Raw genomic sequence first — 532 nt, forward strand, 5'->3', positions numbered from 1 at the left:
TGAGTTTGGAGAAGTGTGGTGGTGTAATGAGTGTGGGTAACTCAGGGATGAGATATTTTTTTTTTTCAAGCAGAAGACGGCATACGAGATAGGAGTCCGTCTCGTGGGCTCGACAACGATCCGTCGTGAGATCCCGATGGTATTAATTACCACACTACTGGCGGGTGTTGTGCTGTGGGATTTAAAACTGGAGATGTACGAAGGGGTGATTTTATTATTACTCTTCTTCATTACTATCCTCACCTTAACTATCCTCGCATTAAAACGTCCAAGCAATGATCCACTTACCCAAGAGCATGACGATGAAGTCCCTGAAGGCGTGCCAACCAGGACAGCGGTTGCTTGGTTAGTCTTCGGCATAATTGCATTACCTGTCAGTTCCCATTTCCTGGTCGGCTCAGCCGTGGTGATAGCCCAGCATTTTGGCATGAGTGATTTAGTCATCGGCCTGACTATTATTGCCGTGGGAACTAGCTTACCAGAACTCGCCGCATCGATATCGGGGGTATTAAAAGGTGAAGATGATCTTGTG

Annotated in this window: 1 protein-coding gene; it reads left to right on the top strand. The window is 46.8% G+C overall.

Going from position 1 to position 532, the window contains the following annotated elements:
- Positions 1–103 precede the first annotated feature (103 nt).
- A partial coding sequence (locus MTCD1_RS23465) for a calcium:cation antiporter family protein (protein WP_498067566.1) occupies positions 104–532 on the top strand: 429 nt, incomplete at its 3' end.

The organism is Colwellia marinimaniae (assembly GCF_002207865.1).
GTDB lineage: Bacteria > Pseudomonadota > Gammaproteobacteria > Enterobacterales > Alteromonadaceae > Colwellia > Colwellia marinimaniae.